25 protein-coding genes and 1 pseudogene are annotated in these 25,934 nt (G+C 73.8%); 15 read left to right on the top strand and 11 right to left on the bottom strand.

Going from position 1 to position 25,934, the window contains the following annotated elements; genetic code table 11:
* Positions 1-291: 291 nt before the first annotated feature.
* Together O7598_RS22285 and O7598_RS22280 are read right to left on the bottom strand one after the other, a co-directional pair.
* Positions 292-492, bottom strand: coding sequence for a DUF397 domain-containing protein (locus tag O7598_RS22285; protein WP_269693243.1), 201 nt, complete (start codon positions 490-492; stop codon positions 292-294).
* A pseudogene (locus O7598_RS22280) lies at positions 479-1,229 on the bottom strand (helix-turn-helix domain-containing protein). Before O7598_RS22280 ends, O7598_RS22285 begins: the two are co-directional and overlap by 14 nt.
* Positions 1,230-1,400: 171 nt before the next feature.
* Here O7598_RS22280 and O7598_RS22275 point away from each other — a divergent pair.
* Both O7598_RS22275 and O7598_RS22270 read left to right on the top strand, forming a co-directional pair.
* On the top strand, positions 1,401-1,817 hold the full coding sequence (locus tag O7598_RS22275) for a hypothetical protein (protein ID WP_269693242.1): 417 nt from the start codon (positions 1,401-1,403) through the stop codon (positions 1,815-1,817).
* Positions 1,814-2,065, top strand: coding sequence for a flavin reductase (locus O7598_RS22270; RefSeq protein ID WP_269693241.1), 252 nt, complete (start codon positions 1,814-1,816; stop codon positions 2,063-2,065). Before O7598_RS22275 ends, O7598_RS22270 begins: the two co-directional genes overlap by 4 nt.
* A 33-nt stretch (positions 2,066-2,098) precedes the next feature.
* On the opposite strand, the gene O7598_RS22265 is transcribed toward O7598_RS22270, so the two are convergent.
* On the bottom strand, positions 2,099-3,277 hold the full coding sequence (locus O7598_RS22265) for a PQQ-dependent sugar dehydrogenase (RefSeq protein WP_269693240.1): 1,179 nt from the start codon (positions 3,275-3,277) through the stop codon (positions 2,099-2,101).
* An 88-nt stretch (positions 3,278-3,365) separates the two neighbouring features.
* On the opposite strand from O7598_RS22265, the gene O7598_RS22260 reads away from it, so the two are divergent.
* The 5 genes from O7598_RS22260 to O7598_RS22240 all read left to right on the top strand — a co-directional run bounded on the left by O7598_RS22260 (position 3,366) and on the right by O7598_RS22240 (position 11,526).
* Positions 3,366-4,730, top strand: coding sequence for a glutamine synthetase family protein (locus O7598_RS22260; protein ID WP_269693239.1), 1,365 nt, complete (start codon positions 3,366-3,368; stop codon positions 4,728-4,730).
* A gap of 132 nt (positions 4,731-4,862) precedes the next feature.
* Entirely contained in the window at positions 4,863-6,218 is a 1,356-nt protein-coding gene (locus tag O7598_RS22255; protein WP_269693238.1) for an aldehyde dehydrogenase family protein, read from the top strand.
* A gap of 5 nt (positions 6,219-6,223) precedes the next feature.
* A complete protein-coding gene (locus O7598_RS22250; protein ID WP_269693237.1) occupies positions 6,224-6,991 on the top strand; it encodes a 3-oxoacyl-ACP reductase in 768 nt (255 codons plus the stop codon).
* Positions 6,988-7,743: a gamma-glutamyl-gamma-aminobutyrate hydrolase family protein gene (locus O7598_RS22245; protein ID WP_269693236.1), complete on the top strand. Its 756-nt coding sequence runs from the start codon at positions 6,988-6,990 to the stop codon at positions 7,741-7,743. The genes O7598_RS22250 and O7598_RS22245 overlap by 4 nt, the downstream gene beginning before the upstream one ends.
* Before the next feature lie 123 nt (positions 7,744-7,866).
* A complete protein-coding gene (locus O7598_RS22240) occupies positions 7,867-11,526 on the top strand; it encodes a SpoIIE family protein phosphatase (protein WP_269693235.1) in 3,660 nt (1,219 codons plus the stop codon).
* Here O7598_RS22240 and O7598_RS22235 read toward each other — a convergent pair.
* Entirely contained in the window at positions 11,523-11,834 is a 312-nt protein-coding gene (locus O7598_RS22235) for an STAS domain-containing protein (RefSeq protein WP_269693234.1), read from the bottom strand. The two genes, O7598_RS22240 and O7598_RS22235, sit on opposite strands and share 4 nt — an antisense overlap.
* 95 nt (positions 11,835-11,929) lie before the next feature.
* Here O7598_RS22235 and map point away from each other — a divergent pair, with 95 nt between their 5' ends.
* Together map and O7598_RS22225 are read left to right on the top strand one after the other, a co-directional pair.
* The gene (gene map / locus O7598_RS22230; protein WP_269693233.1) at positions 11,930-12,787 is read left to right on the top strand and encodes a type I methionyl aminopeptidase; all 858 of its coding nucleotides are present in this window, start codon (positions 11,930-11,932) and stop codon (positions 12,785-12,787) included.
* Positions 12,784-13,500 carry a VIT1/CCC1 transporter family protein gene (locus O7598_RS22225; RefSeq protein ID WP_269693232.1) on the top strand — a complete coding sequence of 239 codons (717 nt, stop codon included), beginning with the start codon at positions 12,784-12,786 and terminating at the stop codon, positions 13,498-13,500. The genes map and O7598_RS22225 overlap by 4 nt, the downstream gene beginning before the upstream one ends.
* A 6-nt stretch (positions 13,501-13,506) precedes the next feature.
* Here O7598_RS22225 and O7598_RS22220 read toward each other — a convergent pair whose 3' ends face one another.
* Entirely contained in the window at positions 13,507-14,232 is a 726-nt protein-coding gene (locus O7598_RS22220; RefSeq protein WP_091071166.1) for a hypothetical protein, read from the bottom strand.
* A 58-nt stretch (positions 14,233-14,290) separates the two neighbouring features.
* Here O7598_RS22220 and O7598_RS22215 point away from each other — a divergent pair, with 58 nt between their 5' ends.
* Both O7598_RS22215 and O7598_RS22210 read left to right on the top strand, forming a co-directional pair.
* Complete coding sequence (locus tag O7598_RS22215; RefSeq protein WP_269693231.1) at positions 14,291-14,560, top strand: type II toxin-antitoxin system prevent-host-death family antitoxin; 270 nt, start codon at positions 14,291-14,293, stop codon at positions 14,558-14,560.
* Between the two features lie 26 nt (positions 14,561-14,586).
* On the top strand, positions 14,587-14,838 hold the full coding sequence (locus O7598_RS22210) for a type II toxin-antitoxin system RelE family toxin (protein WP_332367410.1): 252 nt from the start codon (positions 14,587-14,589) through the stop codon (positions 14,836-14,838).
* Positions 14,839-14,855: 17 nt separating this feature from the next.
* Here O7598_RS22210 and O7598_RS22205 read toward each other — a convergent pair whose 3' ends face one another.
* The 6 genes from O7598_RS22205 to O7598_RS22180 all read right to left on the bottom strand — a co-directional run bounded on the left by O7598_RS22205 (position 14,856) and on the right by O7598_RS22180 (position 20,485).
* The gene (locus O7598_RS22205; RefSeq protein ID WP_269693229.1) at positions 14,856-15,323 is read right to left on the bottom strand and encodes a nitroreductase family deazaflavin-dependent oxidoreductase; all 468 of its coding nucleotides are present in this window, start codon (positions 15,321-15,323) and stop codon (positions 14,856-14,858) included.
* A 27-nt stretch (positions 15,324-15,350) separates the two neighbouring features.
* Complete coding sequence (locus O7598_RS22200; protein WP_269693228.1) at positions 15,351-18,029, bottom strand: FtsX-like permease family protein; 2,679 nt, start codon at positions 18,027-18,029, stop codon at positions 15,351-15,353.
* The gene (locus O7598_RS22195) at positions 18,026-18,748 is read right to left on the bottom strand and encodes an ABC transporter ATP-binding protein (protein ID WP_269693227.1); all 723 of its coding nucleotides are present in this window, start codon (positions 18,746-18,748) and stop codon (positions 18,026-18,028) included. The genes O7598_RS22200 and O7598_RS22195 overlap by 4 nt, the downstream gene beginning before the upstream one ends.
* 22 nt (positions 18,749-18,770) lie before the next feature.
* Positions 18,771-19,355 carry a PadR family transcriptional regulator gene (locus O7598_RS22190; protein ID WP_269693226.1) on the bottom strand — a complete coding sequence of 195 codons (585 nt, stop codon included), beginning with the start codon at positions 19,353-19,355 and terminating at the stop codon, positions 18,771-18,773.
* 69 nt (positions 19,356-19,424) lie between these two features.
* Positions 19,425-19,883, bottom strand: coding sequence for a ferritin-like domain-containing protein (locus O7598_RS22185; protein ID WP_269694942.1), 459 nt, complete (start codon positions 19,881-19,883; stop codon positions 19,425-19,427).
* Between the two features lie 149 nt (positions 19,884-20,032).
* Entirely contained in the window at positions 20,033-20,485 is a 453-nt protein-coding gene (locus tag O7598_RS22180) for a hypothetical protein (RefSeq protein ID WP_269694941.1), read from the bottom strand.
* A 265-nt stretch (positions 20,486-20,750) separates the two neighbouring features.
* Here O7598_RS22180 and rimP point away from each other — a divergent pair, with 265 nt between their 5' ends.
* From rimP to infB, 4 genes are all read left to right on the top strand, one after another.
* Entirely contained in the window at positions 20,751-21,410 is a 660-nt protein-coding gene (gene rimP, locus O7598_RS22175) for a ribosome maturation factor RimP (protein WP_269693225.1), read from the top strand.
* Complete coding sequence (gene nusA / locus O7598_RS22170; RefSeq protein WP_269693224.1) at positions 21,407-22,450, top strand: transcription termination factor NusA; 1,044 nt, start codon at positions 21,407-21,409, stop codon at positions 22,448-22,450. Before rimP ends, nusA begins: the two co-directional genes overlap by 4 nt.
* 15 nt (positions 22,451-22,465) lie before the next feature.
* Complete coding sequence (locus O7598_RS22165; protein WP_091071061.1) at positions 22,466-22,801, top strand: YlxR family protein; 336 nt, start codon at positions 22,466-22,468, stop codon at positions 22,799-22,801.
* A 93-nt stretch (positions 22,802-22,894) separates the two neighbouring features.
* Positions 22,895-25,900 carry a translation initiation factor IF-2 gene (gene infB, locus O7598_RS22160; RefSeq protein ID WP_269693223.1) on the top strand — a complete coding sequence of 1,002 codons (3,006 nt, stop codon included), beginning with the start codon at positions 22,895-22,897 and terminating at the stop codon, positions 25,898-25,900.
* The last annotated feature ends 34 nt before the right edge of the window (positions 25,901-25,934 follow it).

The raw sequence follows: 25,934 nt of genomic DNA, 5'->3' as shown, positions 1-25,934 counted from the left end.
CTTGTGGTGTCACGACCTGTCGGGTTCGGCCTGTTATCGGAGTGCCACAAGTCCAAGATCGGTGCCACCGGTCGAGATCTTGGATGGCGATGGCCCTTGGCGGGGCACTTTCCTTCCAAGATCCCTCCGTTTCCCAGCATCCGAAAGGGCTTGTCCGCCGCATGGGAGCGGAGCGCCGGCGATCTCGACAAATCAGAGCGGTGGCGCTTCATGGGTGTCAAAACGGGCCTGAGACACCCATGGTGTTCCACCCACGGGGCGGTGGACGCCACCTCGGCGAGATGGTGTGGATCAGGCGACCGGGGCGAAATGCTTGGCCACGTCGACGAACGCGCGCCACGACGCCGGGGTGACGTGGAGGGTGCCGCCGTCGCGGTCCTTGGTGTCGCGGATCAGCACCACGCCCGACAGGTTGGCCGCCACCTCCACGCAGTCGCCGCCGCTCGTGCCGCTGCGGGTGGACTTCTTCCAGATCGCGTTACTGAGGTCCATGCTGACTCTCGACTTCCTTGATCAGTGCGACCGATCGGGCGTGCGGCAACGCTACGCTGCGCACCCCTTCCCAGCGTGCCAGAAGCGTTGCCGTCGCATCCTCGTCATCGACGGCCGAGCCGGCGAGTTGATTCTCCATGTGCCCCGCCCAGCCTCCCTCGGCCAGATGCGCCAGGGCCAGCGGCCCGGACAGGCCGACGTGAAGACCGGCATCGGCCGGAATGATGTGTAGTTGAACGTGGGGCAGATCGGCCATCTGCACCAGGTGCGCGAGTTGCTCGGCCATGACGGCGTCCCGGCGGCGGAGCGTGGACTCGTCGGTGACGGCGATGACGAGCGGGGGACGCTCGCGGGTGAGGATCTCCTGTCGCTTCATCCTCGCCGCGACCTGCCTCTCCACCTCCTCATGCGGTCTGGTGGTGTCGAAACGCAGCACCGTTCGGGCGTAGTTCTCCGTCTGCAGCAGGCCAGGAATCAGGCACGGATTGAAATACCGGAGTTGCCGGGCCGAACGCTCCGCCTCCAACCACGGCCTGAACCATGACGGTTGGCTGTTGCGCTCAACGAGGTGCAGCAGCGACATCAGCAGGTCGCCGGTTTTCAGCACCTCGTCAGCGCGAGCCAGAAATGCCCGGGTCCAACGGACGGGTGCCGGTTTCCACTGCCGAGACCATGGACGCGGAGTAGTGCACCTGCCGGCCGAAGTCCTCCTGAGTGAGACCGGAGGCGGAGCGCATCCGCCGGAGCTGAGTTCGAATGAGGCTCGCCGTCGGCTCCTCCACAGATCCTCCACAGTCCACGAGTGATTCTTCGTCGGCATCCACCGCAGGCGTCGCCTCTTCACAGGTGCGTCGTGACCCGACTCGACGCCTCCCGACCGTAACGGTGTCCTCAGCAGACTGTCACGTATGCGGATCCGCTCACGGCTGTCGAGCGCGGGCGGGTTCCAGCCGGGGCCGCCCGGTCCCGACGAGCACCGGGCGGCCCTCTCCACCGAGAACGAGGAGCCCGACGTGCGGCAGTGGCGGACGAACACCGGCCTGGGCGGTGTGCTCGCCGTCAGCGGGCACCTCGGCTACCACCCGACGTGGGACTGCGAGCGCTGCGGCGAGCCCTGGCCCTGCCCGGCCCTGCGCGACATCCCCCGGCATCAGCTCCAGCCGGCGGCGCTCATCCCGGTCATGGCACTCCTGCTGCGCGGCGCCATCCGGGACCTGCGGGGCCGCGCCGAGGGTCCGGAGCCGCCCGAGATCGTCCGGAGGTTCCTCTGGTTCCTGCCGCTCACCGACGACGAGGCGCGGGCGATCGCCCGCCGGCTGCGGTGACCGGTCGCCGCCGGATTCCGCACCTGCCCATCCGCCCGCTGTGGCGGTGCCGCAACTGCGGTGCGGAGTGGCCCTGCCAGCCGGCGCGGCTGTCGCTGCTCGTCGAGTACCGGGGTGACCGCGTGGGGCTGCTGTTCCACCTCGGTGGGCTGATGGCCGAGGCGACCGAACACCTCCTCCGGTTGAACCCGGATCACGTGCCGGACCTGCACCGCCGCTTCCTGGCCTGGGCGCGGGCGCGTGACTGACGCCGGGCCGGGCTGTCCGCGTACCCCAGGGGTCTAGACCGGGGGTTGGGGGTGGGTGCGCGGGAAGCGGAGGATGCGGTCGTCGTCGGCCGCCGGCGGGACGCCGCGCGGCTCGCGGTTGCTGGTGGTCACCCAGAGCGCGCCGTCCGGGGCGACCGCGACGGTACGCAGGCGGCCGTACGTCCCGACCAGCTCCGCCACCGGTACGCCGACCTCGCCGGCGGCGTCGACCGGCACCGTCCACAGCCGGGTGCCGCGCAGCGCGGCCACGTAGAGCGTGCCCCGGGCGAACGCGGCGCCGCTCGGTGACGCCTGGGCGGGCGGCCACACGACCACCGGGTCCCGGAACCGCGGGTCGCCGGCGACACCCTCCACGACCGGCCAGCCGTAGTTGCCGCCCGGGACGATCCGGTTCACCTCGTCCCAGGTGCTCTGCCCGAACTCGGTGGCGAACAGCCGGCCGTGCCGGTCCCAGGCGAGCCCCTGCACGTTGCGGTGGCCGTAGCTGTAGACCGGTGAGCCGGGGAACGGATTGTCCGCCGGCACCCCGCCGTCCGGGCGGATCCGCAGGATCTTGCCGTTGCGGCTGGTCAGGTCCTGGGCGCGGGAGGGCACCCCGGCGTCGCCGACGCCCGCGTAGAGCATGCCGTCGGGGCCGAACGCGATCCGTCCGCCGTCGTGGAAGGTGGCCCGGGGGATGCCGCTGACGAGCACCTGCGGGACGGGCGTCGCGGCCAGCCGGAACCGGACCACGCGGATGTCGGCGGCGGTGGTGTAGGCGGCGTAGACCCACCGGTCCCACCGGTAGGCGGGGGAGACGGCGAGCCCGAGCAGGCCGGCCTCGCCGCCGGCGACCACGTCGGCGACGCGCGCCACCTGCTGCGCGGGCCGGCCCGGGCGCACCCGGAGGACGGTGCCCAGGTCCCGCTGGGCGACCAGGGCGCTGCCGTCGGGCAGGAAGGCCAGCCCCCAGGGCACCGCCAGCCCGGAGGCGACCACCCGCGGGTTCGCCAGGTCGTAGCCGGCCGCCGCGCGCCTGTCGACGTGCCGCTCGAAGCCGGCCGGGCGCAGGTCGACCAGGTCCGGCTGCGGGGCGGTGGCAACGAGTGGTCCCGCGGGGTCACCGGTGGGCTGCCGGTCGGCGCGGGCGTCGGTGGCGCCGAGCCCGATCGCGAGGACGGCGGCGGCAGCCGCGACGATCCGACGACGCATGTGCACTCCTCGCGTTTCGCCCCCGGCCCCACCGGGGCATTGACGGTGATCCGGTTTGCCAGTAGACCTTGGTGATGGAGGCCCCCTGATGAGTAGAACGCCGTTCTCCCTGGAGCAGTTGCGGGCCGCCGTCGCCGAGGGCGAGATCGACACGGTGGTGCTCGCCCTCACCGACATGCAGGGCCGCCTGCAGGGCAAGCGGATCCACGCGCCGTTCTTCCTCGACCAGGTGGTGGAGAACGGCAGCGAGGGCTGCAACTACCTGCTCGCCGTGGACGTGGACATGAACACCGTCGACGGGTACGCGATGTCGAGCTGGGAACGCGGCTACGGCGACTTCGCCATGCGCCCCGACCTGGACACGCTGCGCCGCACGCCATGGCAGCCCGGCTCCGCGATGGTGCTGGCCGACCTGGAGTGGCTGGACGGCTCCGGCCCGGTGGTCGCCTCGCCCCGGCAGATCCTGCGCCGGCAGCTCGACCGGCTGGCCGCGCACGGGTTGACCGCTTATGCCGGCACCGAGCTGGAGTTCGTGCTCTACCGCGACTCGTACGAGGAGGCGTGGCGGCGCGGCTACCGCGAGCTGACCCCGGCGAACCAGTACAACGTCGACTACTCGCTGCTCGGCACCGCCCGGGTGGAGCCGCTGCTGCGCCGCATCCGCACCGAGATGGCCGGTGCCGGGCTGACCCCGGAGAGCGCGAAGGGCGAGTGCAACCTCGGCCAGCACGAGATCGCCTTCCGCTACGACGAGGCGGTGGCCTGCGCCGACCACCACGTCATCTACAAGAACGGGGCGAAGGAGATCGCCGCCCAGGAGGGCATGGCGATCACGTTCATGGCCAAGCCGAACGCGCGCGAGGGCAACTCCTGCCACATCCACTTCTCGCTGCGCGACGCCTCCGGTTCGTCGGCGATGCTCGGCGACGGGCCGGCGCACCTGAGCGTGACCGGGCAGCGGGTGCTGGCCGGGCTGCTCGCCACGATGCGCGAGTTCAGTCTCCTCTTCGCGCCGAACGTCAACTCCTACAAGCGCTACCAGCCCGGCTCGTTCGCGCCGACCGCGCTGCGCTGGGGCACCGACAACCGCACCTGCGCGCTGCGGCTGGTCGGGCACGGGCAGGGGATGCGGGTGGAGAACCGCGTCCCGGGCGCCGACGTCAACCCCTACCTGGCGATCGCCGCGCTGGTGGCCGGCGCGGTGCACGGCATCGAGCACGAGCTGGAGTTGCCGGACGAGTGCACCGGCAACGCCTATGACGACCCGGCCGCCGATCGGGTCCCCGGCACGCTGCGTGACGCGTTCGACCTCTGGCAGGGGTCGGCGGTGGCCCGTGAGGCGTTCGGCGACGAGGTGGTGGCCCACTACGCCAACAACGCGAAGGTCGAGCTGGCCGCCTTCGACGCCGCGGTCACGGACTGGGAGCTGGTGCGTGGCTTCGAGCGCCTCTGAGCCCGTGCCCCCTGACGCTCCCCGCGACCTTGCACTTGCGGCCCGCGAATCGCGGCAGTTGCGGCTTTCGTCGGGGCAGCAAGTGCAAGATCGGCGGTGGAATCGGGCGGGGACGGGAGGGGGTGGGCGGGCATGGGTGAGGTGATCTCGCCGGTCGACGGGGCGAGCCTGGGAGAGGTGCCGGCCGCGGGAGTGCGGGACGTGGACGCGGCCGTGGGGCGGGCCGCGGGTGCGTTCGAGACGTGGCGTCGGGTGGCGCCGGGGGACCGGGCGCGGCTGCTGCGGCGGTTCGCCGCCCGGGTCGACGCGCACCTGGAGGAGCTGGCGCAGCTGGAGGTGCGCAACGCCGGGCACACCGTCGGCAACGCGCGCTGGGAGGCCGGCAACGTCCGGGACGTGCTCGACTACTACGCGGGCGCGCCGGAGCGGCTGACCGGACACCAGATCCCGGTGCCCGGCGGGCTCGACGTCACGTTCCACGAACCGCTCGGCGTGGTCGGCGTGATCGTGCCGTGGAACTTCCCGATGCCGATCGCCGGCTGGGGCCTCGCCCCGGCGCTGGCCGCCGGCAACACGGTGGTGCTCAAACCGGCCGAGCTGACCCCGCTGACCGCGCTGCGCCTGGCCGAGCTGGCACTCGACGCCGGGCTGCCCGAGGGCGTCTTCACCGTGCTGCCCGGGCCGGGCAGCGTGGTGGGCGAGCGGTTCGTCACCCACCCGGCGGTCCGCAAGATCTGCTTCACCGGCTCCACCGAGGTCGGCACCCGGATCATGGCCGGCGCCGCCGAGCAGGTGAAGCGGGTGACGCTGGAGCTGGGCGGCAAGTCGGCGAACATCGTCTTCGCCGACGCCGACCTGGCGAAGGCGGCGGCCACCGCGCCGTCCTCGGTCTTCGACAACGCCGGCCAGGACTGCTGCGCCCGCTCCCGGATCCTGGTCCAACGCCCGGTGTACGACCGTTTCCTGGAACTGCTCGAACCGGCCGTGCGGGCGTTCCGGGTGGAGGACCCGGCCCGGGAGACCGCCGAGATGGGGCCGCTGATCTCCGCCGCGCACCGGGACCGGGTCGCCGGGTACGTCGACGGCGCGGACGTGGCGTTCACCGGCTCCCGCCCCGACGGCCCCGGCTTCTGGTACGCCCCGACCGTGCTGCTCGCCGGCGCCCCGACCGACCGGCACTGGCGCGAGGAGATCTTCGGCCCGGTCGTCTCGGTGCTCCCGTTCGACGACGAGGCGGACGCGATCCGACTCGCCAACGACACCGAGTACGGCCTCTCCGGCTCGATCTGGACCCGGGACGTGGGCCGGGCCGTCCGGGTGGCCCGGGCGGTCGAGGCGGGCAACCTCAGCGTCAACTCGCACTCCTCGGTGCGCTACTGGACCCCGTTCGGCGGGATGAAGCGCTCCGGCCTCGGCCGGGAGCTGGGTCCGGACGCGCTGCACGCCTTCACCGACGTCAAGAACGTGTTCATCGGCACCGAGGAGTGATCACAGTGCAGGGACGGCTTACCGACCGGGTGGCGGTGGTGACCGGCGCGGGCAGCGGCATCGGGCTGGCCACCGTGCGGCGCTTCGCCGCCGAGGGGGCGCGGGTGGTCTGCGTGGACATCGACGCCGACGCGGGCACCCGGGCGGCCGAGGAGGTCGGCGGCGAGTTCGTCGCCGCCGACGTGGCCGACGGGGCGGCGGTCCGCGACCTCTTCGACGGCGTGGTGGAACGCCACGGCCGGGTGGACGTCGCCTTCAACAACGCCGGCATCTCGCCGCCCGACGACGACTCGATCCTGGAGACCGGGCTGGACGCCTGGGAACGGGTGCTGCGGGTCAACACCACGAGCGTCTACCTGTGCTGCAAGCACGTCATCCCGCACATGCGCCGGCAGGGCAAGGGCTCGATCATCAACACCGCGTCGTTCGTGGCGCTGATGGGCGCGGCCACGTCGCAGATCGCGTACACGGCGAGCAAGGGCGGGGTGCTGGCGATGACCCGGGAACTGGGGGTCCAGTTCGCCCGCGAGGGCATCCGGGTCAACGCGCTCTGCCCCGGCCCGGTCGCCACCCCGCTGCTGCTGGACCTGTTCGCCAAGGATCCGGAGCGGGCCGCCCGGCGGCTGGTGCACGTGCCGATGGGCCGGTTCGGCGACCCGACCGAGATCGCCGCCGCGGTGGCGTTCCTGGCCAGCGACGACGCCTCCTTCATGACCGCCGCGCAGTTCGTGGTCGACGGCGGCATCACCGGCGCCTACGTGACCCCACTATGAGAAGGCCGGTCATCGGCATCACCGCGTACGTCGAGCCGGCCGGCTGGGCGGTGTGGCGGGACGTGCCGGCGGCGCTGGTGCCGCAGGCGTACGTCCGGTCCGTCACCGCGGCCGGCGGCCGGGCCGTGGTGCTGCCCCCGGACGACACCGACGCCGACGTGCTGGAACTGCTGGACGGGCTGCTGCTGGCCGGCGGCGCGGACGTCGGCCCGGAGCGCTACGGCCAGCCGCCCGACCCGCGCACCGAGGCCCGACCGGAGCGGGACGCCGGCGAACTGGCGCTGCTCACCGCCGCGCTCGCCGCCGACCTGCCGGTGCTCGGCGTGTGCCGGGGCATGCAACTGCTCGCGGTGGCCTACGGCGGCACCCTGCACCAGCACCTGCCGGACGTGGTCGGGCACGACGGGCACCGCCCCGCGCCGGGGGTGTACGGGTCGCACCCGGTGCGCTTCACCGCCGGCAGCCTGGCCGGCGCGGTGATGGCCGGGGTGGACCGGGTCAACTCGTACCATCATCAGGCGGTCGCCGACCCCGGCGGCCTGACCGTCACCGGCCGGGCCGACGACCAGGTGGTGGAGGCGGTGGAGGATCCGGCGCGGCGCTTCGTGCTCGGCGTGCAGTGGCATCCGGAGAACGAGGCCGATCCGCGCCCGGTCGCCGCCCTGGTCCGGGCCGCGCTGTCGCACAGATCACAGCCGGCCGGCCCGCGACCCCGCCCGGCTCGCCCCCGCCCCCCGGTTACGACAGGATGAGGCGGAGGTAACCAGCGCCCACCGGGTCGTGTGCGTTACGTTGCTCCTCCGTCGGGGTAGTAGGCGGGGACGGTCGGCGTGGTCGCGCCGGCCGTCGTGGACATGGCCGGAGCGGGAGGCTGCATGGGCTCGGCCCAGGGGGGCGGGGACGTCGGTCGTTCGTCCCCGGCGGCCGATGGGTCGTCTCTGCCACCGTTGCTGACCGCCGCGTTCGCCGCCGGCGGTGAGATGGGCGAGCGGCTGCGCGGCTTCGACTGGTCCGCGACCCGCCTCGGCCACCCGCACCGCTGGCCGGCCGCGCTCCGCCACGCGGTGAGCACCATGCTGGCGTCCCGCGCCCAGATGGTGGTGTTCTGGGGCGCGGAGCACCTGGCCTTCTACAACGACGCCTACCGGCCGACCATCGGCGACAAGCACCCGGCCGTGATCGGGCAGTCCGCCCGGCTGCACTGGGCGGAGACCTGGGACGTCCTCGGCCCGATCCTGGACGGGGTGCGCGGCACCGGCGTCCCCTACCGGGGCGAGGACCACCCCTTCGTGATCGACAGGCACGGCTTCCTGGAGGACGTCTACTTCGACGTCTCGTACGACCCGATCCGCGAGGCCGACGGCACCGTCAACGGGATCTTCTGCTTCGTCAACGAGACCACCGGCCGGGTGCTCGGCGAGCGCCGGCTGCGGACCCTGGCCGAGCTGGGCAACGAGCTGGGCGACGTGCCGAGCACGCTGGAGCTGGGCCGGGCCGTGGCCCGGGTGCTCGACGCGCACCGCGCCGACGTGCCGTTCAGCGCGATGTGGCTCTACGACGCCGACGGGGCCCCGGCGCTGGCCGGCTGCTCGGGCGTCGACCCGGCCGCGGTCGCCGGCTGGCCCGGCCTGCCGGCCGGCGAGCCGTTGACCGCGCCGCGCTGGATCGCCACCGCCGACCTGCCCGGCGCGGTGCCGGCGGACGCCGCCGACCAGGCGCTGCTGCTGCCGCTGACCGCCACCAACGAGCCGGCCGGCGCGCTGCTGCTCGGCGTGGCCCGCCGGCTGCCGTTCGGCGACGACTACCGGGACTTCGTCGACCTGGTCGCCGCGCAGGTCTCCCGCGCCGTGGGCAAGCAGCGGGTGTACGAGCAGGAGCGCGCCCACGCCGCCGAGCTGGCCGCGCTGGACCGGGCCAAGACCAACTTCTTCGCCAACGTCAGCCACGAGTTCCGCACCCCGCTGACGCTGGTCCTCGGGCCGCTGGAGGACATGCTCGCCGATCGGGAGCTGCCCGACCGTTACCTCGACCGGCTGACCGTCATGCACCGCAACGGGTTGCGCCTGCTCAAGCTGGTCAACACCGTGCTCGACTTCTCCCGGCTGGAGTCCGGCCGGCTGGCCGCCCGCTTCCAGCCCACCGACCTGTCCGACTACACCTCCCGCCTGGCCAGCACGTTCCGCTCGGCCACCGAACGGGCCGGGCTGCGCCTGGTGGTCGACTGCCCGCCGCTGCCCGCACCCGTCTACGTCGACCGGGACATGTGGGAGAAGATCGTCCTCAACCTGGTGTCGAACGCGGTGAAGTTCACCTTCGACGGTGAGATCGGCGTCCGGGTGCGTGCGGGCGACGGGTCGGCCGTGCTGGAGGTCACCGACACCGGGGTCGGCATCGCGCCGGAGGAACTGCCGCAGGTCTTCGAACGGTTCCACCGGGTGGCCGGGGCCCGCTCCCGCACCCACGAGGGCACCGGCATCGGGCTCGCGCTGGTCCGCGAGCTGGTCGAGATGCACGGCGGCACGGTCACCGCGCGTAGCGTCGTCGAGCGGGGTACCACGTTCACCGTGACCGTGCCGTTCGGCTACGCGCACCTGCCCGCCGACCGGGTGTCCGTGCTCGCCCCGGTGCCGCTGACCGAGCCGGAACAGGCCCGGCTCTACGTCGCCGAGACCGCGCTCTGGACCGACGAGGTGGCCCGACCGGCCGGGCTGCCGGAGCCGTCCGGCACGCCGGGTGGCTCCGGTCGTGTCCTGCTCGCCGACGACAACCCCGACCTGCGCGAGCACGTCAGCCGGCTGCTCTCCCCGGCGTACGAGGTGGTGGCCGTGCGCGACGGGGTGGAGGCGCTGCGGCTGGCCGTGGACACCCCGTTCGACCTGGTGCTGACCGACGTGATGATGCCCCGGCTGGACGGCTTCGGGCTGGTCACCGCGTTGCGCGGCAACCCGCTCACCCGGGGAGTGCCGATCGTGATGCTCTCCGCCCGCGCCGGTGCCGCCGAGGAGGTCGCCGGCCTCTCGGCCGGCGCCGACGACTACCTCACCAAGCCCTTCTCCAGCCAGGAGCTGGTCGCCCGGGTCCGGGCCAACGTCGAGCTGGGCCAGCTCCGCGGGCAGATCATCCGCCGGCTGCGGGCGCTCGCCGACGCCGCGGTGGCGATCAACACGGCCCGCTCCACCGCCGACGTGGTGCGGGTGGCCGCGCAGCACGCGCTCAGCCTGGCCGAGGCGGGCCGGGTGATGGTCGTCGCCACCGGCGCCCGCCACGAGGAGGACGCCGGCGGGGACCTGACGGCCGAGCCGTCCACGGTGCTGCCGCTCACCGGCACCACCGGCGAGCAGCTCGGCGAGCTGCGGGTGTGGCGGCGCGAGGGCGGCGGCACCGAGCAGGCGGCGTTGACCGAGCTGGCCCGGCTGGTCGGCGTGCGACTGGAGAACGCCCAGCTCTACGAGGCCGAGCACCGGATCGCCACCACGCTCCAGCACAGCCTGCTGCCGCGGACGCTGCCGCAACTACCGGGCGCGGTGGTGGCCAGCCGCTACCTGCCCGGCAGCGCCGACGTGGAGGTCGGCGGCGACTGGTACGACGTGATCGGTACCCCCGACGACGAGCTGGTGCTGGTCATCGGCGACGTGGTCGGCAAGGGCGTGCGGGCGGCCGCCGCGATGGGTCAGCTCCGCAACGCGCTGCGGGCGTACGTGCTGGAGGGCTACGACCCGGGCGAGGCGCTGACCCGGCTCAACCGGCTCGTCCACTCCACCGGCAGCGACTCCTTCGCCACCGTGGTCTGCCTGGACTTCTCCCCGCGCACCGGCCGCCTCCGCTACGCCAGCGCGGGTCACCCCTCGCCCCTGCTGATCCGAGGAGACGACGTGGCGTTCCTGCACGATCGGGCGCTCGGACCGCCGGTCGGGGCGATCCCGGGCACCGTCTACCGGACGGTCGAGGGTGAACTCGCCCCCGGCGGCCGGCTGCTGCTCTACACCGACGGCCTGATCGAGGACCGGGAGTCGGGCATCGACGCCGGGCTCGGCCAGCTGCGGGCCGACGCCACAGTGCGCGGCGAGCACGTCGCCGACCTGGTGGACGCCGTGGTGGAGCGGGTGGCCGGGCGGTCCCGGCGCGACGACGTGGCGGTGCTGGCGCTGGAGGCGGTCGAGCTGAACCGCTTCGCGTTGCGGCTGCCGGCCGACCCGACCCGACTCAGTGTGCTGCGCAAGCGGCTGGAGGACTTCCTCGTCGCCCACCGGGTCGGCGAGACCGACCTGTTCGACCTCACGGTGGCGGTCTCGGAGGCCGCGGCGAACGCGATCGAGCACCCGGTCGACCCGGCCGATCCGACCATCGAGGTCGAGGTCACCATCGCCGACCGCACGGTCACCGCCACCATCCGGGACAGCGGGCGGTGGCGCGAGTCCAGCGGGTCGAGTTTCCGCGGGCGCGGGCTGGCCCTGATCCAGGCGCTCGGGGAGATGAGCGTGACCCGCACCGAGGACGGCACCGAGCTGACGTTGCGGCGCCGGCTGGCCGACTAGTCGGCCAGCCATTCCTGCTCGGCCAGGCCGGAGATCTCCAGCACCCGCCGCACCTGGCGGGACGGCAGCACGGTGAGCGCGGCCGGGAACCTCTGGGCGAGCCGGACCACCGCGTGGATGGCGGCGGAGTCGAAGAACGTGACCGACCGCAGGTCGAGCGTGAGCTGCTTGGCGGGCTCGCGCAGCGCGGTCTGGAACATGGTGTCGGCGGTCGCCATGTCGACCTCGCCGGTCACCTGGACGTGAAGTCGGACGCCGTCGCCCTCCGCGGTCACGGAGAAGACGGGCGGTGCGCCCCCTTGATCCACGCAGCAACAATGGCACAGCGTTTGCGGCGCGGCAACAACCTGCCCGGCGGGGCCGTGGCGGGGGTCACGACGGGGGCCGGCGATAGGCTGAGGACATGACCGTCCGTGCGCCGCTGACCCCCGGCACGCTCTCCCCGTGGCGAGCGGTTCCCACCCACATCCCGCGCCCGGAGTACGTGGGCAAGAAGCGCCCCCAGGAGTGGCGGGGCTCCCACGTGCAGACGCCGGAGACCGTCGAGAAGATGCGGGTGGCCGGCCGGCTCGCGGCCCGGGCCACGCAACTCGCCGGCGAGCACTGCAAGCCCGGGGTGACCACCGACGAGATCGACCGGGTGGTGCACGAGTTCCTCTGCGACCACGGCGCCTACCCGTCGACGCTCGGTTACCGGGGCTTCCCCAAGTCCTGCTGCACCAGCCTCAACGAGGTCATCTGCCACGGCATCCCGGACTCGACCGTGCTGCGCGACGGCGACATCATCAACGTCGACGTCACCGCCTTCCTCGACGGGGTGCACGGCGACACCGACGCCACCTTCTGCGTGGGCGAGGTGAGCGAGGAGGCCCGGCTGCTGGTCGAGCGGACCCACACCGCGATGATGCGTGGCATCAAGGCGGTCGCCCCGGGCCGCCAGATCAACGTCATCGGCCGGGTCATCGAGTCGTACGCCAAGCGGTTCGGCTACGGCGTGGTCCGCGACTTCACCGGGCACGGCATCGGTGAGGCGTTCCACAGCGGCCTCTACGTGCCGCACTACGACAGCCCGCGTCCCACCGACGTGATGGAGCCCGGCATGACGTTCACCATCGAGCCGATGATCACCATCGGCACCCACGAGTACGACATGTGGGACGACGGCTGGACCGTCGTCACCAAGGACCGGAAGTGGACGGCGCAGTTCGAGCACACCATCGTCGTGACCGACGACGGCTACGAGATCCTGACCCTGCCGTGACCGAGACCCCGGCGGCGCTGCGCGAGGCGCACCACGCGGACGTGTCCGGCGGCTGGCTGCGGCCGGCGGTGTTCGGCGCGATGGACGGTCTGGTCACCAACATCGCGCTGATCGCCGGTGTCGGCGGGGGCGGGGTGTCCCCGCGCAGCGTGGTGCTGACCGGCACGGCCGGCCTGGTGGCCGGCGCCATCTCGATGGGCCTGGGCGAATACACGAGCGTCCGCTCCGCCAACGAGCAGGTGGCCGCCGAGGTGGCCAAGGAGCGGCGCGAACTGGAGCGGCACCCGGAGGCGGAGGCCCGCGAGCTGGCCGACGCCTGGGTCGCCCGCGGCCTGCCCCGCGACCTGGCCACCCAGGTCGCCGAGGCGGTGCGGCGCAACCCGGAGGAGGCGCTGCGCGTCCACGTCCGGGAGGAGTTGGGCGTCGACCCGGACGACCAGCCCAGCCCGTGGGCGGCGGCCATCTCGTCGTTCGTCTGCTTCTCGATCGGCGCGCTGGTGCCGCTGCTGCCCTACCTGCTCGGCTTCACCAGCCTCTGGCTGGCGCTCGCCGTCGGCGGGGTGGGGCTCTTCGTCGCCGGGGCGGTCGTGGCCCGCTTCACCTACCGCTCCTGGTTGACCAGCGGCCTGCGGCAGTTGCTGCTCGGCGCGCTGGCGGCCGGCGCCACCTACCTGATCGGCATGTTGATCGGCGTCGGCGGCGGGCTGGGCTGACCGGCCTCAGCCGTCGAGCAGGTCGTCCACGGTGCCGTCGACCGGCCGCCCCCGGGCCGCCAGTTCCTCGGCCTGGCGGCCCAACGCCGCACCCACCTCGGTCATGTCCGCCCCGGCCAGCCCGGTACGCCGTACCGCGTCACCCGGGTCGCGGAAGTAGGTGCGGCTGAACAGCCCCTGCACGGTGGCCGCCGCGAGCCGGGCCTCGCCGAGCATGAGCAGCGCCTGGTCGGTCTCGTACCATTCGGCCAGCCGCAGCGCGCGGGCGTGCGCGGCGCTGCCCCGGTACCAGGCCTGCCGGGCGGCGGTGGTGAACTCGCCCGGCCGGGCCCGGGCCAGCCGGGCCAGGTGCTCGTCGCGCAGCAGCCGCAACCACCCGGTCGGGTCGTGCAACGCGCAGGTGGTGACGTACCGGTCGGCGGCCAGCGGCCAACCCGCCGTGATCGTGGTGGCCCGCCGCAGGTAGTCGTCCGCCCCGGCCACGGTCAGGTCGACGAGCACCCCGTCCACCCGCCGGGTGGACGCCGGCGGACCGGCGCCCGGCCGGTAGGTGGCGACCAGCAGCCCCACCTCGCCGTCCCCGCCGCCGTCGTCGTCGCCGTGCGCCAGCGGGCCGTGCACCGCGACCGCGAGCACGTCGGCCGGGAACCGGCGCAGCACCGCGTCGCCGACCCGCTCGGCCACCCGCCACCGCGGATCGACCAGCCGGTCGATCTCCCGCCCGCCGACCACGTCCACCTCCGAGTGACTTTCGATGTTGTACGAGACGTACGGGTTGTACAATTGATGGATGAGTGAACCGGCCGCTGAACTTCCGATCTCGGATGCGCGCGACAGTCTCGCAGACGTGGTGTCACGCGCCCACTACGCCGGCCGCATCACCTATGTCACCCGGCGCGGGCAGCGTTTGGCCGCCATCGTGCCGGCCGACGTCGCCGAAGCGATCGAACGCGCCGAGGATGCGGTCGATGTCGCCGCCGCCCGGGAAGCCCTGGCACGGATCGACGAGGGAGAGACCCCGCTTCCCCTCGCTGAGCTGCGCAAAGAGCTGGACCTTTGAGCACGCCTGCGCCGACGCAGTACACGATCCATGTCGACCGGGCCGCCGCGAAACTCCTCCGTAAGCTCGACCGCCCCGTGCAGGCCCGGCTGGTCGCCGCGATCGCCGGCCTCGCCGCCGACCCGCGGCCCGTCGGTGTCAAGGCACTCGTCGGGCATCCCGGCCTCCTGCGTATCCGCGTCGGCTCCTACCGTGTCGTCTACCTCGTCCGCGACGATGAGCTCATCGTGTTGGTGGTGCAGCTCGGTCACCGCAGCGACGTCTACGACGCGCTGTGAGACGTTGAACCGACGGTCTAGGCCACGGGGACCAGGCGGAAGACCTTGATCTCGCGACCGCCGGCCCGTTCCACGTACGTGCGGTAGGCCGGCCACTCCTGCACCAGGCGGTCGAACAGCCGGTCCCGTTCCGCGCCGACCACCTGCTCGGCGCGCACCGGGATCCGGCGGCCCTTGACGTCGACCTCGGCGGCCGGCTGGGCCAACAGGTTGAACGTCCACGACGGCTGGTGCTGCTGCCCCCAGTTGGAGCCGATCACCACGTAGGCGTCGCCGTCGGGGACGTAGAGCAGGGGATTGCTGCGGGGCTTTCCGGAGCGGCGGCCGGTGGAGGTGAGCACCAGCGTGGGCACCAGCCCGAACGCGACCACCCGCCCCTTCGTCAGCCGGCCGACCAGCCGGTCGGCGGGGACGAGCACGCGCATGGTGGTGGCGAACCACTGTTGGTGACCGAGGCGTCGGGTGAGGGATCCCAGAGCGGACACCCGCCCAGTGTGCCCCGGGACGGGCCGTCAGTCGAGGCGGCGTTCGATCGGCAGGCGGGAGCGGGTGAGCAGGGCCGCGCCGAGCATCGCCACCAGCGGCACCAACACCAGCACGGCCATGGTGAGGCCGGGCACTACCACCGGGTACGAGGGCTCCACCGGCCAGGACCGCGCGTACCGCTGGTTGATCGAGGCCAGGATGACGACGGCCGAGCCGAGCCCGGCCACCATGCCGAGCGCCGAGCCGAGCACCGCGATCACGCCGGCCTGGCAGAGCGACAGGACCCGGCGTACCCGGGGGTCGGCGCCGACCGCCGCGAGCGTGGACAGGTCCCGGCGGCCCTCGGCGGCGGCCAGGCCGGTGGCGACCGCGGCCGCGCCGAGCGTGATGATCCCGGAGGCGGCGGCCAGCAGGAGCAGGACGGGCCGCTGGTCCGACGTCGGGTCCGCGGTCGCCATCTCCACCGACAGCGGCACCACGTCGGCCAGGTCGTCGGCCAGCCGCTCGCGCTGCTCGACAGTGGGTGGGCCGGTGGTGTCCACCAGGTAGCCGGTCGGCGCGGGGGCCAGGCCGAGCGCGTCCGCCGCGGTGGGGGAGATCACGAGCCGGTCCACCGGGAGGCCGCCGCGCAGGACGTGGCCGGGCAGCAGGCGGACGGTCGTCGCAGCACCGGAGCTGTGGTTGACCTCCACCCGGACCTGACCGTCCACCACCTGGCGGGGGTCGGTGACCACCACGCCGCCCGCCGCGAGCGCCCGGCGCGCGGCCGCCACCTCGTCGGCCGGGGCGCCGGTGAGCGCGGGCAGCGCCGCGCCGTCGTCCACGAGTGCCGGCAGGGAGACGTCGTTCGCGTCCCGGAACGGTTGGCGGCAGCGGGGATCGTTCCGGGCCGACGCGGGTCCCGGCCCGTACGGCGGATACGGGCAGCGTTCCTCGGGCGGGCGCAGCGCCAGCGCGTAGCAGTAGTCCTCCGGGGCGGCGGGGCGGGCGCACTCGGGGGTGGCGACGGTCGTCACGGCGGCGCCCGGCAGCACCGCCCGGACCCGCGCGGCGATCGTGCCGGCCGCCGGCAGGGTCCCGGCCGGCGAACTGCTGGGCTGGAGCATCAGATGTCCCGGCGGTAGGCCGGGCTGCCAGAGGGCCTGCTCCCGGGCGGCGTCACTGGCCACGTAGACGCCGAGTGCGACGCTGCCGGCGACCGCGGCCATCACGGCCGAGATGGCCGGCGCGGCCGAGGACCGGTTGCGGCTGGCGTCACGCAACGCGAGCCGGGGCGTCAACGGCAGCAGCCGCCCGGCCCGGGCGAGCAGCCCGACCAGCGTCGGCGTGCAGAAGACCAGCCCCAGCTCGCCGAGGACCACGCCGGCCAGCACCCCGGTCGGCGAGCTGCGGGTGGCGGCGAACGCGGCCAGCGCGGTGCCGACGACGGTGAACAGCGCCCCGAGCAGCAGCCAGCGGCGGCGCGGGCGGGGCGTCTCGCGCCGGCCGGCCAGGCCGGCCATCACGTCCTGCCGGGCCGCGGTCCAGGCCGGCGCGAGCGCCGCCAGCACGCCGGCCAGCACCGCGACCGCGGCGATCGCGGCCAGCGCGGTCGGGAAGACGCGGTACGCGCCGAAGCGCTCGTGGATCAGGTACTGCTCGACGAGCGGCCGCCCGGCGAACGCGGTCCCGACGCCGAGCAGCAGCCCGAGGGCGGCCCCACCGGCGCCGAGCACCACACCGTCGGCGAGCACGATCCGGCGCAGGTGCACCGCGTCGCCGCCGGCCACCGCGACCAGCGCGAGGTCGCGCCGCCGGCGGCGGACGCCGACCGCGAAGGCCGGGCCGACCAGCAGCACCACCTCCAGCAGCCCCAGTCCGCCGACCAGCACCGAGACGCCGGTCTCCTCCGCGCCGGGCAGCGTCATGCCGGCGGTGAACTCGTCCCGCCCGGGCAGCGGGTGCCGCGTGACCACCTGGATGCCCTGCGCGTTGAGCCGGTCGGCCAGCGCCCGGTCCACCGGGCCGGGCAGGTCCACGAGCCAGCTCTCCTCGGCCGGCGGCCCGGGCGGGGCCACATCGGACATGGTGACCATCTCGCGGAGGTTCTCCGGGAACTCGACCACCCCGACCACCCGGTAGGTGGTGCCGTCGGCGGCGCGCACCGGCGCGCCGACCCGGGTGTCCAGTCGGCGCAGCGCGGCCGGACTGACCGCGATCTCGTCCGGCCGGACCGGCGGCCGGCCCTCGCGGACCGTGGCCAGCGGCCGGGCGAGGGGATCGGTCAGGTCGACGGCCCGCGCGTCGATCGACACCTTCTTCCGGCCGATCCGCGTCTCGAACGACACCCACCAGCGCACCCGGGTGACCCGGCTGCCGGCGGGCAGGAGCGCCCGCAGCTCGTCGGCGGTGACCGGCTGGGTCCGGGGGGTCTGGTTGTCGTCGACCGGCCAGGCCTGCTCGCCCCACGCGTCCTGCGTCACCGGGGCGAGGTTGTTCCAGCTCAGTTCGGCGTCGGCCGCGCCGAGCCGGCGGTCGAGCCGTTCCGAACGGGTCAGCGCGGACATGTCGTAGCTCACCGCGGCGAAGCTGAGCCCGAGCACCGGCAGCGCGATCATCACCAGCACCAGCAGGGTGCGTCGGCGGGACCGGCGGGCCTCCCGGCGGGCTATCCGCAGCGCCGTACGCCACGAGCCGCGTGCCGCGGCGAGCCGGCCGGCGGTCACCGGCCGCTGCCGCTGAGCAGGTGCTCGATGCCGATCAGCGGCGCGGTGGAGTCGACCAGTACGCCGTCGCGCAGGAAGACCACCCGGTCCGCCCAGCCGGCGTGCCGTGCCTCGTGCGTGACAAGCACCCCGGCGGCGCCGTCGTCCACCCGGCGACGCAGCAGGTGCAGCACCGCCTCACCGGCCTGCGAGTCGAGCGCGCCGGTCGGCTCGTCGGCGAGGACCAGCCGGCGTTCGCCGACCAGCGCCCGGGCGATCGCCACCCGCTGCTGCTGACCGCCGGACATCTGGTCGGGGAACCGGTCGGCCTGACCGACGACGTCCACCTCGCGCAGCGCGGCCAGGGCGAGCCGGCGCGCCGCCCGTACCCCGGTGCCGTCCAGCTCCAGCGGGAGCGCGACGTTCTCCACCGCGGTCAGGCTGCCGAGCAGGTTGAGGTCCTGGAAGACGTACCCGATCCGGCGGCGGCGCAGCCGGGCCAGCTCGCGGGCCGGCAGCCCGCCGAGCGCCTCGCCCTCGATGAGCACCTCGCCGCCGGTGGGCCGGTCCAGACCGCCGGCCAGCGCCAGCAGCGTCGACTTGCCGGAGCCGGAGGGGCCCATCACCGCCACCAGCTCACCCGCCCGCACGGTGAGGCTCACGCCGCGCAGCGCGTGCACGGCGGCCTCGCCCGTGCCGTGCGTCCGGTGCACCTCGCGAAGCTCCAGCACCCCGCTCATCTCCGCCGACCTCCGTGTCGTGTCACCGACGGGCCTCGTCGCCGGCCCGGTCCACCGCCTCGGGGTGGGCGGTGGTGGGCCGGACCGGCGTCGGCCGGTGGCGGACCAGGCTGGTCTCGCAGTGGTCGAGCCAGCGCACCTCGGCCTCGGCCTGGAAGATCATCGCGTCCAGCACCAGCCGCCAGGGCAGATCCTCCGGCTTGTCGCTGGCGTACTTCAACCGGGTGAACTCCTGCAGCGCGCGCATGGTGGCGCTGCGCTGGGTCTGCACCACCGCCCGGACGTCGACCCCGGGAGTGGTCAACGCCAGCGCCAGCTTGATCGACAGTTCGTCCCGGGGCCGGTCGGCGCGGCTGATCGGGGTGGCGAACCAGAGCGTCAGGTCGGCCCGCCCGGCGTCGGTGATCTCGTACGGCCGCTGCCCGCTCTCGTTCTCCGGCAACGGGCGGACCAGGCCGTCGCGTTCCAGCCGGGCCAGCGTGGTGTAGACCTGCCCGATGTTGAGCGGCCACGTGGACCCGGTCGACTCCTCGAACGCGGCGCGCAGCTGGTAGCCGTACATCTGGCCGCGTTCGAGCAGGGCGAGCAGGCCGTGGCGGATGGACATGGCCTGGAGTATGCATACCTGGTATGCGGTCCGCAACCGCAGGGCTCCCGTGGGTGACCGGCACCGCGCTCAGGCCGGTCGACCGGGGAACGGAACCGTGACCGGGGTCACGCCGGCCGTACGCCGCCAGCGGGTGGCCCGCAGCGCGCAGTCGGTGAGCGCGGCGAGCGCGGTGTTCCGATCCGCGCCGGCGGTCCGCGGCAGCGCGGCCCGCCAGTGGCCGGCCGTGCGCTCCTCGATCTCGACGGCCAGCCGCAACGCGGTCGCCCGGTCGGTCACCGGATAGGGCAGGGCGTAGCCGGCCCGGTCCGCCGGGACCTGCCCGGCGCCCTCGGCCAGCTGGAGGACCAGGGCGTCGCGGCGGGACCGGTGGGCCGCCTCGGCGGCCCGGGCGGCCGAACGGGCCGCGTCGGCCAGGTGCACGCCGATCACCCCGTACGCCCAGACCGCCGCGTACTCGGCGACAAGCGCGTCGGTGAGGGCCCGGTTCGGGTCGGCGGTCGGGCTCACGCTGTGCCGGCCGGGCATGGCCTCACGGCCCTCGCTTCGCTCGGTGCGTTCGCTCATGCCGTGCCGGCCGGGCATGGCCTCACGGCCCTCGCTTCGCTCGGTGCGTTCGCTCATGCCGTGCCGGCCGGGCATGGCCTCACGGCCCTCGCTTCGCTCGGTGCGTTCGCTCATGCCAGCGCCTCCACGTGGGTGGCCCGGGCCGCGGCGATCGAGCCGAGCAGCGCCGCCCGCTCGGCCGGCGCGCCCGCGCAGGCCTTGGCGGCGTTCGTCCGCCCCTGCTGCTCGGCCCGGCGCAGCTGGGCGAGCACGGCGCCGGGCTCGGTGGCGGGCGTGCCCGACGGGGTGGCCGCCGGCGTGCCGGACGGCGCCGGTCGGCCGATCACGCGGCGCAACTCGTCGGCGTGCGCCCGGTGCGCCTCGGCGATCGGGGTGAGCCGCCCGGCCAGCGCCGGCGTGGCGCCGGCGGCGGCCCGGTGCTGCGCCTCCAGCGCGAGCGACTCGGCCACCAACGGCTCCAGCGCGTCCGGCGGCGGTGGCTCGTCGTCACGGTCGAGAAGATCACAACCAGTCAGCGGCGCGACCGCGCCGCCGAGCGCCACGAGCGCTCCGGCGCGCAGCAGGCGCCGCCGGGAATGCCCCGCTACGTCCTGGTCGGATGGTGTTCTGCCGGTCCCCACCGGACAAGTCAACACCATCTCCGCCACCCCGTGGGGCAGGGTCGTCGGTGCGCCGCCGGGTCCGCCGCCCGACCCAGGCGTTACGCTCTGCGCAGCCACCGGGCGCGAACGCCCCGGTGGCGTGCCGGCTTGGCGGGTCGACCCGCCGGCGCCGGCCCGGGACAACACGGCTCCGACGGACCGTGGCAACAGCAGAGAGGTGCGCGCAATGACGCAGCGTGGCCGTGCCACCCGGCCGTCAGGGCCCGCGGGGCGACCCCGCCGGTCCGACGGTCCCCGCGGCGCGGACCGCGGTGGCGCACCCCGCGGCGATCTCGCCGCCCGACGGACCCGGCTGCGCGAGGTGATCGAGCCGGTGGTCAGCGCCGCCGGCTACGACCTGGAGGACCTGTCCGTCTCCCGCGCCGGCCGCCGGCACGTGGTCCGGGTGATCGTGGGCGCCGACGGCGGGATCAGCCTGGACGCCGTCGCGGACGTCTCCCGGGCGGTCTCCGCGGCACTGGACGCCGCCGAGGAGGCCGGTGGCGACATCGTCGCCGGGGAATACCAGCTCGAGGTCAGCTCGCCCGGCGTGGACCGTCCGCTCACCCTGCCCCGGCACTGGCGGCGCAACGTCGGCCGGCTGGTCAAGGTCACCGTGCGCGGCGACGCCGGGGACCGGCAGCTCACCGGCCGGATCACGGCCGCCGACGACGAGCGCGTGACGCTGGAGACCGACGCCGGCTCGGCCGCGCACCCCTACCCCGAACTCGGGCCCGGCCGGGTCCAGGTGGAGTTCAACCGCCTGGACGACCTGGACGACTCCGACCTCGGTGACGACACCGACATCGACGACGACGACGAAGATCTGGAGGACGAGGAGAGGTGAACATCGACCTCGCGGCGCTGCGCGCCCTGGAGCGCGAGCGGGAGATCCCGTTCGACACGATCCTCGCGGCGATCGAGACCGCGCTGCTGACCGCCTACCGGCACACCGACGGCGCCGAGCCGCACGCCCGGGTGGAGATCGACCGCAAGAGCGGTGCCGCCTCGGTCTACGCCCAGGAGCTGGACGACGACGGCTCGGTGACCCGGGAGTGGGACGACACCCCGCACGACTTCGGCCGGATCGCCGCGATGACCGCCAAGCAGGTGATCCTCCAGCGGCTGCGGGAGGCCACCGACGAGGTGCACTTCGGCGAGTACGTCGGCCGTGACGGCGACCTGGTCACCGGCGTGGTGCAGGCCCACGAGACCCGGCGCGAGAAGGGCATCGTCAGCGTCGACCTGGGCAAGCTCGAGGGCGTCCTGCCGCAGTCCGAGCAGGTCCCCGGTGAGCGCTACGAGCACGGCGAGCGGATCCGCTGCGTGGTCGTGCACGTGGCCAAGGGCATGCGTGGCCCGCAGATCACGCTGTCCCGGTCGCACCCCGCGCTGGTGAAGAAGCTCTTCGCGCTGGAGGTGCCGGAGATCGCCGACGGCACGGTCGAGATCGGCGCGATCGCCCGTGAGGCAGGTCACCGCACCAAGATCGCCGTACGCTCCACCGCCTCCGGCGTCAACGCCAAGGGCGCCTGCATCGGCCCGATGGGGCAGCGGGTGCGTGCGGTGATGAGCGAGCTGCACGGTGAGAAGATCGACATCATCGACTGGTCCGACGACCCGGCCACCTTCGTCGGCAACGCGCTCTCGCCGGCCAAGGCGCTGCGGGTCGAGGTGGTCGACCTGGCCAGCCGTGCCGCCCGGGTCACCGTCCCGGATTTCCAGCTCTCGCTCGCGATCGGCCGGGAAGGGCAGAACGCCCGCCTCGCGGCCCGACTGACCGGTTGGCGGATCGACATCCGGTCCGACGCGGAGCAGCCGGCCCCGGGCGGGCGGGGCGGAGCGGATCACGTGCCGGAGCCGGGCGGCGCGGTCTCGAGCAGCTAGGGGTAGACTTCTTCAGTGGCACGACGCGCGCTGCCGGAGCGCACCTGTGTGGGCTGCCGGAAACGAGCGCCGGCCAGCGAGTTGTTGCGGGTCGTCGCGATCGGTGACGGGGCTGGTCAGACCAGTCTCCGGCCCGATCCGGCCCGCAGACTGCCGGGTCGGGGAGCGAACATGCACCCCAATCCGGCCTGCTTCACGCAGGCGGTGCGGCGCCGCGCCTTCGGGCGGGCGCTGCGTGTCGCCGGGGTCCCCGACCACGGCGCGCTTGCCGAGCACGTCGACGCGCAACCCCCGACGACCGGTCAACCCGACCGGTCGAGGGTCGCTAGCAAGGTAGGACGACCGACATGAGCACACGATGAAGTCGCAGAAATGACCAGGCTTCAAGTGCACGAGTGAGGTCGCTGCGGGTGCTGCCCGCACGACCTCGGAGTGAGGAGTGCAGTGGCAGGAAAGGCCCGCGTACACGAGCTTGCCAAGGAGCTCGGGGTCGAAAGCAAGACCGTTCTCGCCAAGCTCAAGGAGATGGGCGAGTTCGTCAAGTCCGCCTCCAGCACCGTCGAGGCGCCTGTCGCCCGACGGTTGCGGAACGCTTTCGTGGCGTCCGCCGGTTCGCCGGCGCCCGCCGCCCCGCCGGCAGCCGCGCCCAGCGGCCCGGCACCGACCCCGACGCCCACCCCGACCCCGGGCGCCCCCCGGGTCTCGGCCCGGCCGATGCCGCCCCGGCGGCCGACCGCGCCGACCCCTGGACCGAAGCCCAAGGGCCCGGTCCCCGGCCCGCCGCAGCCGGCGACCCCGGTCGCCAAGCCGGCGAGCGCGCACGACATCGAAGTGGCGGCCGCGGAAGCGCGTGCCGCCGCGCTCAAGGCTGAGCAGGAGGCCGCGGTCAAGGCCGCCCAGGCCGCCCGCCAGCAGCAGCGCGAGAACCCGCGCCGGGAGCCTCCGGCCGAGGGCGGTCCCCGCCCCGGTCCGCGTCCCGGCCCGAACGCCATGCCGGCGCGTCCGGGTTCCCCGGCCGCCCGTCCCGGTGGCCCGGGTCAGGGCCCCGGTGCCCGTCCCGGCGGTCGTCCGCCGGCGCGTGGCGCCGGTAACAACCCGTTCGGTATCCAGGGCGGCCAGCAGCAGCGGCCCCCGGCCGCCGGTGGGGGCGGTCCCCGTCCCAGCCCGGCCGGCATGCCGCCGCGGCCCAGCCCGGCGTCCATGCCGCCGCGGCCGAGCCCGGCGTCGATGCCGAGCCAGCGTCCGACCACGGGTCGCCCCGGCGGTCCCGGTGGCGGTCGTGGCGGTCCCGGCGGTGGCGCGGGTCGTCCCGGCGGCGGTGGCGGTGGCTACCGCGGCGGTCCCGGTGGCGGCGGCGGTGGCGGCGGTTACCGCGGCGGTCCCGGTGGCGGCGGCGGTGGCGGTGGCTACCGCGGCGGTCCCGGTGGCGGTGCCGGCGGTGGCGGTGGCGCTCCCGGCGGTGGTTTCCGTCCGGGTGGCGGCGGCGGTCGTCCCGGTGGCGGCGGTCGTGGCCGTGGTGGCGGCGCCGCGGGTGCCTTCGGGCGTCCGGGTGGTCGGCCGACCCGTGGCCGCAAGTCCAAGAAGCAGCGCAGACAGGAGTTCGACAACCTGTCGGCCCCGACCATGTCCTCGGGTGCTCCCCGCGGTCAGGGTCAGGTCGTCCGGCTGTCCCGTGGCGCCTCGCTGTCGGACTTCGCCGACAAGATCAACGCCAACCCGGGTTCGCTGGTCCAGGAGATGTTCAACCTGGGCGAGATGGTGACGGCGACCCAGTCGTGCTCCGACGAGACCCTGCTGCTGCTGGGTGAGCACCTCGGCTTCGACGTGCAGATCGTCAGCCCGGAGGACGAGGACCGCGAGCTGCTCGCGCAGTTCAACATCGACCTCGACGCCGAGGTCGCGGAGGACCGCCTGGTCAGCCGTGCGCCGGTGGTGACCGTCATGGGTCACGTCGACCACGGTAAGACCAAGCTGCTCGACGCGATCCGCAAGGCGAACGTCGTGGCCGGCGAGGCGGGTGGCATCACCCAGCACATCGGCGCCTACCAGGTCCACGTCCCGCACGAGGGCGAGGACCGCGCGGTGACCTTCATCGACACCCCGGGTCACGAGGCGTTCACCGCCATGCGTGCCCGTGGTGCCCAGGTGACGGACATCGTGATCCTGGTGGTGGCGGCCGACGACGGTGTGATGCCGCAGACCATCGAGGCGCTCAACCACGCCAAGGCGGCGGACGTGCCGATCGTGGTCGCGGTCAACAAGGTCGACAAGCCGGACGCGAACCCGGACAAGGTCCGCCAGCAGCTGACCGAGTACGGCCTGGTCGCCGAGGAGTACGGCGGCGACACCATGTTCGTCAACGTGGCCGCGAAGCCCGGCATCGGCATCGAGGAACTGCTCGAGGCCGTGCTGCTGACCGCCGACGCGTCGCTGGAGCTGACCGCTCCGATCGACGGGCCGGCGCAGGGTGTGGCCATCGAGGCGCACCTGGACAAGGGTCGTGGTGCGGTGGCGACCGTGCTGGTGCAGAAGGGCACGCTCCGGGCGGGTGACTCCATCGTCGCCGGTGGGGCGCACGGCCGGGTCCGGGCCATGCTGGACGAGAACGGCAAGCCGGTGGACTACGCCGGCCCGGCTCGTCCGGTCATGGTGCTGGGTCTGACCACGGTGCCGGGTGCGGGTGACACCTTCCTGGCCGCCGAGGACGACCGCACCGTGCGGCAGATCGCCGAGCAGCGGCAGGCACGGCGGCGGGCGGCCTCGTTCGCCAACTCCCGTGGCCGGGCCACCCTCGAGACGCTCATGGAGCAGCTCAAGGAGGGCGAGAAGACCTCGCTCAACCTGGTGCTCAAGGGCGACGGCTCCGGTTCCGTGGAGGCGCTCGAGGACGCGCTGTTCAACCTCGACATCCCGGAGGAGGTCCAGCTTCGGATCATCCACCGGGGCGTGGGTGCGATCACCGAGAGCGACGTCATGCTCGCGAGCGCCTCGAACGAGGCGGTCACGATCATCGGCTTCAACGTGCGGGCCGCCAACAAGGTTCGCGAGATCGCCGACCGCGAGGGCGTGGAGATCCGGTACTACACGGTCATCTACCAGGCCATCGAGGAGATCGACGCCGCGCTCAAGGGTCTGCTCAAGCCGGAGTACGAGGAGGTCGAGCTGGGCACCGCGGAGATCCGCGACGTCTTCCGCTCGTCCAAGATCGGCAACATCTCCGGCTGTATCGTCCGGTCCGGTCTCATCCGCCGCAACGCCAAGGCGCGTCTGCTGCGGGACGGGGCGGTCGTGGCGGACAACCTTACGATCAGCTCCCTGAAGCGGTTCAAGGACGACGCGACCGAGGTCCGCGAAGGCTTCGAGTGTGGTCTGACGCTGGGCGGTTACAACAACGTCCAGGTCGGCGACGTCATCGAGACCTTCGAGATGCGGGAGAAGCCGCGCGCCTGAGGTGATGTGCACGACGGTCGACGGCCGGGGCCTT

Origin of the sequence: Micromonospora sp. WMMC241 (assembly GCF_027460165.1) — a bacterium.
Lineage (GTDB): Bacteria > Actinomycetota > Actinomycetes > Mycobacteriales > Micromonosporaceae > Micromonospora > Micromonospora humi.
Note: the sequence above shows the minus strand (reverse complement) of the source record. Positions and strands in the feature narration are given on the sequence as shown.

Excerpts from the sequence above, each read along its gene's own strand:
- rimP (WP_269693225.1), top strand. The coding sequence starts at position 20,751 with ATGACGCAGCGTGGCCGTGCCACCCGGCCGTCAGGGCCCGCGGGGCGA.
- map (WP_269693233.1), top strand. The coding sequence starts at position 11,930 with ATGACCGTCCGTGCGCCGCTGACCCCCGGCACGCTCTCCCCGTGGCGA.
- O7598_RS22215 (WP_269693231.1), top strand. The coding sequence starts at position 14,291 with ATGAGTGAACCGGCCGCTGAACTTCCGATCTCGGATGCGCGCGACAGT.
- O7598_RS22185 (WP_269694942.1), bottom strand. The coding sequence starts at position 19,883 with ATGCCCGGCCGGCACAGCGTGAGCCCGACCGCCGACCCGAACCGGGCC.
- O7598_RS22260 (WP_269693239.1), top strand. The coding sequence starts at position 3,366 with ATGAGTAGAACGCCGTTCTCCCTGGAGCAGTTGCGGGCCGCCGTCGCC.
- O7598_RS22245 (WP_269693236.1), top strand. The coding sequence starts at position 6,988 with ATGAGAAGGCCGGTCATCGGCATCACCGCGTACGTCGAGCCGGCCGGC.
- O7598_RS22240 (WP_269693235.1), top strand. The coding sequence starts at position 7,867 with ATGGGCTCGGCCCAGGGGGGCGGGGACGTCGGTCGTTCGTCCCCGGCG.
- O7598_RS22195 (WP_269693227.1), bottom strand. The coding sequence starts at position 18,748 with ATGAGCGGGGTGCTGGAGCTTCGCGAGGTGCACCGGACGCACGGCACG.
- O7598_RS22255 (WP_269693238.1), top strand. The coding sequence starts at position 4,863 with ATGGGTGAGGTGATCTCGCCGGTCGACGGGGCGAGCCTGGGAGAGGTG.
- O7598_RS22285 (WP_269693243.1), bottom strand. The coding sequence starts at position 492 with ATGGACCTCAGTAACGCGATCTGGAAGAAGTCCACCCGCAGCGGCACG.
- O7598_RS22190 (WP_269693226.1), bottom strand. The coding sequence starts at position 19,355 with ATGTCCATCCGCCACGGCCTGCTCGCCCTGCTCGAACGCGGCCAGATG.
- O7598_RS22265 (WP_269693240.1), bottom strand. The coding sequence starts at position 3,277 with ATGCGTCGTCGGATCGTCGCGGCTGCCGCCGCCGTCCTCGCGATCGGG.
- O7598_RS22275 (WP_269693242.1), top strand. The coding sequence starts at position 1,401 with ATGCGGATCCGCTCACGGCTGTCGAGCGCGGGCGGGTTCCAGCCGGGG.